The organism is Microbacterium paulum (assembly GCF_015707995.1).
In the GTDB taxonomy this organism is placed as follows: domain Bacteria; phylum Actinomycetota; class Actinomycetes; order Actinomycetales; family Microbacteriaceae; genus Microbacterium; species Microbacterium paulum.
Genome location: NZ_JAAGRY010000017.1, coordinates 43,614 through 52,350, shown reverse-complemented (window position 1 = coordinate 52,350; position 8,737 = coordinate 43,614). Strand labels below are relative to the sequence as shown.

Below are 8,737 nucleotides of genomic sequence, written 5' to 3'. Positions count from 1 at the left end.
GAACTGGATGAAAGCCCTCGAGCAACTCTCGATCGTCTACCCCGAGCGCATCAACCGCTACCTCTAACACCCCGAGGCAAGGCCCACTTACACACACAACTTGACAAGCTCCCCGCTGGCTGGCTGGCTGGCACAATGACAGCGTGACTAGAAACTCAGGCTTCTATCTCGGTGTCGGCAGGATCATGACCGAGTCGGTGACGAGCAAGATCAACACCTCCGGCGGCGAGTACGTCCTGAAGTCTCTGAACTCCAAGCCAGGAAACTGGGTAAACATCGCCGAGATTGTCAAGCGAAGCGATCTCACCGGCGTCATTATGAAGCTGACGGGGAAGGACTTCCAACGCATCGCGAGCGACGCCTACGCGCACGCCACAGACGTTCTGTTCCGCGAGCTCGCGACCAAGCCGTACCTGCTGCTCGTCCACGAGGAGGTCGTGACCCCGCGCGATCCGGAACTCGAACTGGCGACTCCCGAAGGTGCGAGCCCTGACGAGGACGACGAAGTAGACGAAGACGATTGGTTGATGGACCTCGACGGGGATGAGTGGAACGACGACATCGCCCGCGAGTACTTCGGGACCCTGCCGAAGGAGGTCCGTGAAGCCGCCCAGCGGCGGCTCGAGCCGCACGGTCTGACTCTCACCACCTACAAACGCAACGCTGAGGCGTCCATCTTCGCGACTGCGTTCGTCGAGGACACCCTGAACAATCTCCTGTTCCGGATCTACGTCCCGGCCGGTCGGCTGTACGAGGACGAGCTCGCCAAGGTGCTGGAGCTCTTCCATGACTGGTTGGGTTCGGTGAAGGAGCAGACTGTCAGGCAGTCCGGCTATCGCACCCCGAGCGGCCGTGTCATCGAGTTCTTCGGTGAGCCGGGCATGAACGCTGACGTGGTGAGTGACGAGCTCCAGGAGTTCGCTCAGTTTCTGAATATCATCGAAGACTCCGCGACCGCGGAGCAGATGCTTCTCCATCTGGGCGTCACGCCCGATCGAGCGGGCGGTCTGGTGTCGAAGTACGCCAAGGCCGCACGCAGGGTTCTCGTCGACACGAAGCACACCAGGGAACGCATGATCCTCGAGATCCAGCAGCAGCTCGAATCGGAACTCATCGACGAGCTGCCTGACCTCTCTACGGCAGAGCTCGGAGACCTGGTGAGCCAACTGGTCCCCGCCTCGCCGTTCGCAGCGAGCCCGGAGACGAGGAGCTTGGCGGCTGGTCAAGATGGACCGTCCCCAACGGTCAACGTTCAGATCATCCAACGGGTCGAAGGCATCGTCGCCCAGAACGTGAACGGCCCGGTCACGGTGGGTACGCCGGCGGCGGAGCTGATCCAGCTCGTCCGTCAGTTCGGCGACGACTCCGCTGAGGTCTTGGAGACCAGCGCGCGGGAGCTCGCTGATCCCGGCGCACCTCAGCCTGCGCGGCTTCGTGCTCGCCAGGCCTTGAAGAATTTCCTCCTGCGCAACGCTGCGCGGATCGAAAAGTCCGTCTACGACAATGCTTTGAAGTGGGTCGTGGACAGCGTCAGTGACTGGCTGGGGTAGACACCCGCGACCGATCACGACCGCAAGCGAAGCAGTCTGTTCGCCTTGGCCATCGCGACCTGGCGCGCCTACTGCTGCCCACGTCACCGGTGCGATTGCATGAACCTGTGAACCAGGAGAGACCGAACGAGCGCCGCGCGAAGAAGGTCGTCGAGAAAGTGCTGGGCGTCACGCTCGACCACGCCGATAAGAACGGTGGCGTCGACTATTTGTCTCCTGGCGGCACCATCGCCCTTGAAGTGACGCGGGTCACTGATGAGGATGTGCGTAAGGGGCTGCGCGCTTGGAGTGAGTCGGACAAGCGACAAGTCTCAGGTCCGCCGCTGGAAGCCTGCTGGCTGGTCTTCACTGCCGAGACGACCCCGGGACTCAAGACCTATCGACAGCGGGTGCAACCGCTAATCGCCGAACTCGAGACGGCGGGGCTGGGTTCCTTCACCGACCAACGGGCAGGGCTCTCGGTCCTCGAGGGTCGAGAGCACGCTGAGCTGTTCAGGAAGCTCCTGCGCATGAATGTCGAGCACGCATCGCAGCACCCTCGCGACACGGATCCTGAGCACGTGCACCGCGTGTTCGTAAGCGTGGGCGGCGGAGGCAGCGCATCCGGCAGCGATGAGTCAGTCGTGCTGCTCTGCGATCTGCTCGCTCTGAAGGACGACAACGCGAAGAAGCTCAGCACTTCCGGTGCCGAGCAGCGGCACCTGTTCGTTTGGATCGACGGTGCGACACCTTTCGCGATCGAACGCGCTCTGAGTCATGAAGCGCCCTCATGGAATGCCGACGGCGACAGCGGGTTCGGCCTGCCCTCGGTGGCGCCGCAGCTCGATGCGGCGATCACGCAGCTGTGGGTCGCGCACGAACGGTCTGGCCGCGGCTGGCTCTGGGACGGCCAGAACTGGCGGGCGCTCGAAGACCTTGGCTCGAATCCTCAGGGCGGTGACGCATGACCGACGCCGAACCGCGCAGCGCGGGTGCCGAGCAGTTCTTCCGATTGATGTCCCTGCACAAGTACTGGCTCAACGCGGACTTCCTGCGGGACGTGTTCATGAAGCGCATCGAGGGCGCCACCCCGCCCCACGAGCGCGGCTTCGCAGCGATGATGGACAACACGATCGCCATGAGCCTCTGGTACGCGACGATGTATGTCGTCATTGAGGGGTGGCGCGAAGCGAGACTATCGGACCACGATGTCGACACCCTGCTCACACAGGAGGGGCACGTGGAGCATCTGCGTGTCTTCCGCAATCAGGTTTTCCACTACCAGAAGGCGTACGACAACCCCAAGCTGCTCCAGTTCCTCGGAACGAGCGACGACGACGCCGGAGCCGTCACGACGTGGATCAAGAGCACGCACACGGCGCTGGGGAAGGCCATCGAAACCGCCATCCAGGCGAACCTGGACCCCGACCGTGACCGCAGGGCCGGCCAGACTTGAGAACTTCGCTTTGGGTTGCTCAGGTGCTCGCGCGTCGTGCCAAGGCGGTCGGGCGTCGTTCCGGCGCTACGCCGCGTTTCTGAGCAGGTCGACGACGTCACGCAAGCTTCGAGTGACCAGTGTTCCGAAGCGGTGAGGCGCCGATATCGGGTTGCGGCTCACGTTTTGGTGTGCGATACCGGGGGCTCAGAGCGTGCACGGACCATCCTCGCGGGGAGTCGCGGCTGGCAGATGCGGGATGTGCTGGAAGTTTGCGCGGACGAGTTTCGACGCTGCCTCGCTGCACTCGCGGGTGCCGATGATGTTCGCTCTGACCCGCCGCCTGCGGACGACCGGGCTGACCCGGAGCTGTGGCGCCGTTCTTTCGGCCCGGCGACTCCGACTTTGACGTTGTCGGACCGGGACATTACGGTGCATCGAGCGAAGCGGTTCGTCACGGTGAGCCCACGCGATTCTCCCGGGTGACGATGACCCGGACCCGATGTTTTTTGACGAAATAGTTTGCGTGAATCGAAGTCGCGCGCTGATCCGCCAGTTAGGACGGAGTCACCTACCGAGGACAGCCTCGTCGACGAGTGCAGACGACGCTTCTATCGCGCTGGGAGCGACATGCGCGACGCTGGCCCGACAGTCACACATCAGTTGTGCGGGATGGTGGCGCCCGCCGAGCCGACTTCTCGATGGCTAAGTCGTGGCCCTTCTTCAAGAGGATGAGATCCCACGATAGCCATCTTCTGGCGTCGACGAACTCTGAGTCAGTCGTTAGATTCATGAGCAGAGGAGGCAGGGGATGCTCAACGTTTGGAGTCGGTCTGGGGCGGTAGCGGGGCGAGGTTTTCACTATCAGGACGCGGTTGGTGCGTGGCTCAGCGGTCGGCTGATCGCGGGCGAACTGGATGCGCAACGCATCGTCCCGGAGGGATTCGAAGATCTACATATCGACGGGCCCGAGCTGACGTTCGTGCAGGTGAAGAGTCGACAGGAGAAGCGAGGCGCATTCTCAGTCGGCGAGACTCTCGGATTTCTTGAGGAGATGTGGGCCAAGCACCTGGCCCGCGAAGCAGAAGGCATTGCTTCAGGTCGCTTGATGCTCATCCAAGAGCGAAGCGTCTCCGGGGAGGTCTTCGACGGGCATGCCGCAGTCCTGGCAGACCTGCCTCTGACTCACCCGCTCGTGGAAGGTGTGACGGAGAGACTGGGCTTGGATCATGCCCGAACCCTCCTACAGCTGACGACCTTGATCACTTTGGATTGGCAGGATGCGCAATCCGCCGCGGTGGATGCGATTACATCCGCCTCCGGGGCGGTACGCGGTGCGGCAGAACTTATTGAGCGCCTGCTGCGGATCGACATAGCAACCGCGGCGGATCAAAACGCGGCAGCTCCTGATCCGGACAACGCGGCGTTCGTGAACGTGAGCTCGATCTCGAAGCGAATCGAAGAAGTGCTAATTCTCCTTGACCGGGATGCCCTGGAGCGGGCACTCCTGGATGGCATCTGTGTTCCCGTTCAGTTCTCGAGCGACGCGGCGGCGAACGACTACTACTTGGGCACCGCAGCCCGGCCTTCACACATCGCATCTGGGTTGCCAGCGCCGATGCCGGATATCGCCGCGCAGGCAATCGAAAGCCTGAACTCGGGCGTTTCCGTCCTATTGACCGGTCCTTCCGGAGTCGGAAAATCAACCGCCCTCTGGTCGACGGTCTACACGCGCCGCGACGTCACCTGGTATCGAGTGACTCGCCTCTCGGCCGATGCCATCCAGGCAATCAGAGATCTCCTCACCGCGCGTATACCGAGCCGCCGAAACCAGATCGGTTTGGTCGTGGACGGCGTGGGGACGGGGGAGCTTGTCGGTTGGGACGCAATCAACCAGGCTGCCAGTGATTTCGAAGGCGTCATGCTCCTCGGGACGGTTCGCAACGAGGACCTCGTCAGCGTACAAGATCGGGCCGCGTGCACGATCGTGGAAGTTGCCCTCACGGAGGAAGTCGCCGAATCGCTGCACGAGAATCTTCGGCAACGCGGGTTGACCTCATACGCGCATTGGCGTGAAGCGTACGTCGAAGCGGACGGGCTGACGATGGAGTTCACTTACATGCTCACGCGTGGCCGTCGGCTCCGAGACGTCCTGCGAGACCAAGTGCTCTCTCGCGTGCGGGCACAGCAAGAGACCGAGCTCCAGATCCTCGCCCTGATCGCAACCGCAGGTAGATGGGCGATCTCAGTGCCTATCTCGGAACTGTCGGAGTTTGAGAACGGATCAGGAAGCCTGCGAAGCGCCCTGACGCGGCTGAACGAGGAACACCTCGTCCAAGTCATGAGTGAGTCGGTGCAAGGACTACATCCGGTGAGATCACGATTCCTCTCTGAGGTTCTCCATGAGCTGCCGCCACCGACCGCCAGCATGACGACAGTGAAGCTCGTATCCATGCTTCCCGCTCCTGCCTTACCGGCGCTGTTGGCAGGAATCTCGCAAGATCTCCCGGGTGCCTTACCGGCGGCCGTAGAGGCGCTTATCGTCAGGATGCAGTCAGGCGATAACGCAGATGTTCTTGAAGGGCTTCGCGCCGTGAAGTTCGTCGATCTGAGCGCCCGATCCGGGCTGTGGGTCGAAGTGCTCGATCGACACGATGTGCAACCGCCGTCAAAACTCTTCGCGATCCAATTAGCGCTGATCGATTCGGACCTAGCGAGTTTGCCGTTCCCGGAAAACGTCTCAGCGGCGATTGCAGAGTTGCGCGCCGCAGTGCGCGAGCCGTTCGAGTTTTTGGACAAGGCTGTGCAACGAGTGGGTGTGCGACGACTCGGCGAAGTGATACTCGACTTGCCAGATTCGGCCAGCGTGAACCAGGCCCTCGAACACTCTCGAAGCCTCGCGCCGGCGATCGCCAGCGACCTGGTGCAAACACTGGGGCGGATGCGCGAAGAAGGCCGTCCCGTCAGATCACTCGAAGTTGAGCCAGATCTGGACGAGTTGGCTGAGCTCTTGCTAGCAGCGGCCACGTTCGCTCCGGAAGTCGCGGAACTACTGCTCGAGGCCGCGGGGGGTGCTGACGGCGCGCAACAGCGCATCCTCGAGCGATTCCCCTGGGCGACGACGGTGGGAATCGTTGACGGTCCTGAGGGTGCAGTTTTCCGTGGCCAGATCCTTCACATTTCCGATCGAGTGCAGGGCGACGCTGACAGAAACGCCAAGGAACTTGCTCGGTTAGGGATCGCACTCAACCCGAGCGTCGTGCATGCAGACATCACCACCATTTGGGCGGACGGATCGCCGTATGAGGTCGCAGGTCATTCGATGGGTGTGTCGACGCTTCGTCGGCAGTATCTTCACTCGCGGTCGTCTGTGAGTGGCCATCGCCAGACCGCTGGGTTTGCCGCGGCTCGCTTGCACGACCTAACAGCGACTGATCGTGCGGAGATCGCGCTAACAGGAATCGCCATCGCCGCGTCGCTCCTCCCAAGGACTATCCGTGTGTGGCTCCGTGGTGAGAATCGTCCTTCTGTCATGTCTGCCATTCACACCTCTCGCGTTGAACTTGACGCGCTTGCGCGTCGCCTGGTCCCGGTGTTTCGCGAGCCGATTGCCGCTGAAAGCTCCGTTTCAGCGGATAGCCTCCAGACTCTGCTTTCCGCGATCGCGGTGGACATCCCAGCTCGGCTGGCCGACGCTTCAGGGTATGTAGTGCTCGCGGCGCATATCAGTGACACCCTCGTGGATGCAGTGGGCAAGGCACGGCAAGAGCGGTGGGAGATGGTGGGTGCTGATCCCGACGGGCTGCTTGACGTCGTCGAGCAAGAGCTCCAGCAGCTTGCGACCGTGCTCCAGGAGGTTGGGTCAGGGGGGACGACACCGCAGGACATTCGGCGAGCCGCACGGTCTGGCGACTCGCAGCAGGCCTTGTCTCGCGCGAAAGACCTGTCAACTCGGAACGCGTTGCGGCGTGCCGAGCGCGGTCAGCAGGAGAGACTCGCGGTTCTCCGGGAATTCGGCCGGCAGGCTGATTCTTACTCACGGATCGTCCGGGGCGTTCGTGACGGCTGGCCGCCACGGCAGTACGCGATCGCGGTCAAGGCGGAGAACGTTGTCGACTGGCTCCTCGTGCTGGAGAGAACGCTCGCGGCTCTCACTCCCGCGGAGATGAGAGAGGCCTACCGTCCCGCATTGGTAGTCTTCCCGGAGATAGCAGGACGTCGAATCGACTCGTACGGCTGGCAGATCATAGGGTCTGCGTTCCCGATCGTCGAACCACTCACTGGTTGGGGCGGAGAGTTTCCGGAGGCGTGGGAGACGCCGAGGGCCGAGGCGTTCGGTGTGGGACAGCATGCGCTCGCTGTGTTGTCTGGGCTCGTCCTCCTAGAGCGCTCTCGGCCGACCGCTCTGCTTGCCGAAACGCGTTTGTCTGCGGAACGGGAGTTGCACGCTGCTCGCGCGGCCCTCGGCGCTTACCGCGATCGGATCACTCAGGACATTGCTGCCTTTCTCGACTCCTTGGCCGTACAGGTAGCCAGCGAAGCAGAAGGGGACGTAGACGAGATGTTCTCGGCTCAATTTGTAGCGCTCCTTCGGGGTCAGCAAACCCCGATCGCGAGACAGCTCAGCATGTACGCGAGTCTGGCGGTACAGGCCGACATAGATCTGGAGGTGGCCGAGGCGCTCGCTGAATGACGCTTCTTGATGCTGCGCTGACGCCCGACGACCGCGAGCGCAGGCACATTGGAGCACGGGGCGACCGTCAGTGACAGGTTTCGTGAGACGAGGTGATTGTCACCTAGGAACTGTCAGTCCCGGAATATCGCACCGATTTCGTCTCATTCTCTGTCAACTTTCATGAGATCGGACAGTTTCTCACGAATGTTGTCGGATTCTCACGAGTGTTGTCGCGGCGTCTCACAACGGTGTCGTGGATCGGGAGGAAGTCGTACGCGCGCGCGGCGAGGATCGCTGCTGATCGCGGCCGTTAGATCCTTGAGCGTCTTTGTGGGCAACGTGACACGAAGTTCTCCGGTCGGCTACGGCGCGACCGCGGGAGCGGGCGCATCGATCGCGAGCTTCACGCCGATTGCGCCGAGAAGTGTGCCGGTGACCCACTTCTGCCATCGCATCCAGGCCGGCTTGCGTTGTAGGAAGGTGGCGACTGATCCGGCCGCGATGATGATCGCGCCGTTGACGGCGACGCCGACGAGGATCTGGATCGCGCCGAGCTGGAATCCCTGTGCGACGATGCTGCCGGCGGCGGGGTCGATGAACTGCGGGATGAGCGCGAGGTAGAGGATCGCGACCTTCGGGTTGAGGAGGTTCGTCAGGAGTCCCATGCGGAAGAGCTTGCCGAACGAGTCACGCGGAAGATCGTTGGTCTCGAACAGCGACTTCCCGCCCGGGCGGAGCGTCTTGTAGGCGAGCCAGAGCAGGTAGACGGCGCCTGCGACCTTCAGGGCGATGAATAACCACGGAACGACGAGGAACACTGCCGCCAACCCGAGGTTGGCCATCACCATGTACACGACGAAGCCCACCGCCGTGCCGGACAGCGACATCATCCCGGCGCGCCATCCCTGGCTGATGCTGCGCGAGACGAGGTACATCATGTTCGGGCCGGGGGTGAGGGCGAGCCCAAGCTCGATGAGCGCGATACCGAGGGCGGCGGATAGCGAGATCATGCACGCTTCTTTCGTGGGGTGGGTTGCGGTGAGCATCCCCCTCGATGCCGAACTCCGACAAGTCTCCCATTCGCTGCCGCAGGCGACA

The 8,737-nt window shown here is 62.5% G+C and carries 5 protein-coding genes; 4 read left to right on the top strand and 1 reads right to left on the bottom strand.

The genetic code is table 11. The features are described 5' to 3' along the window. Positions 1-143: 143 nt before the first annotated feature. From G3N18_RS06045 to G3N18_RS06030, 4 genes are all read left to right on the top strand, one after another. Complete coding sequence (locus tag G3N18_RS06045) at positions 144-1,550, top strand: hypothetical protein (RefSeq protein ID WP_196383420.1); 1,407 nt, start codon at positions 144-146, stop codon at positions 1,548-1,550. Positions 1,551-1,657: 107 nt separating this feature from the next. Further along, positions 1,658-2,497 (top strand): hypothetical protein, encoded by an 840-nt coding sequence (locus tag G3N18_RS06040; RefSeq protein WP_196383419.1) that lies wholly within the window; start codon positions 1,658-1,660, stop codon positions 2,495-2,497. After that, a complete protein-coding gene (locus G3N18_RS06035; protein WP_196383418.1) occupies positions 2,494-2,985 on the top strand; it encodes a hypothetical protein in 492 nt (163 codons plus the stop codon). The genes G3N18_RS06040 and G3N18_RS06035 overlap by 4 nt, the downstream gene beginning before the upstream one ends. 790 nt (positions 2,986-3,775) lie before the next feature. Beyond that, a complete protein-coding gene (locus G3N18_RS06030) occupies positions 3,776-7,657 on the top strand; it encodes a hypothetical protein (RefSeq protein ID WP_141386903.1) in 3,882 nt (1,293 codons plus the stop codon). Positions 7,658-8,001: 344 nt separating this feature from the next. Here G3N18_RS06030 and G3N18_RS06025 read toward each other — a convergent pair whose 3' ends face one another. After that, on the bottom strand, positions 8,002-8,649 hold the full coding sequence (locus G3N18_RS06025) for a LysE family translocator (RefSeq protein WP_196383417.1): 648 nt from the start codon (positions 8,647-8,649) through the stop codon (positions 8,002-8,004). Positions 8,650-8,737 lie beyond the last annotated feature (88 nt).

What these genes read in the sequence shown, in the direction of transcription:
- G3N18_RS06035 (WP_196383418.1), top strand. Translation starts at nt 2,494, where the DNA reads ATGACCGACGCCGAACCGCGCAGCGCGGGTGCCGAGCAGTTCTTCCGA.
- G3N18_RS06025 (WP_196383417.1), bottom strand. Translation starts at nt 8,649, where the DNA reads ATGATCTCGCTATCCGCCGCCCTCGGTATCGCGCTCATCGAGCTTGGG.
- G3N18_RS06030 (WP_141386903.1), top strand. Translation starts at nt 3,776, where the DNA reads ATGCTCAACGTTTGGAGTCGGTCTGGGGCGGTAGCGGGGCGAGGTTTT.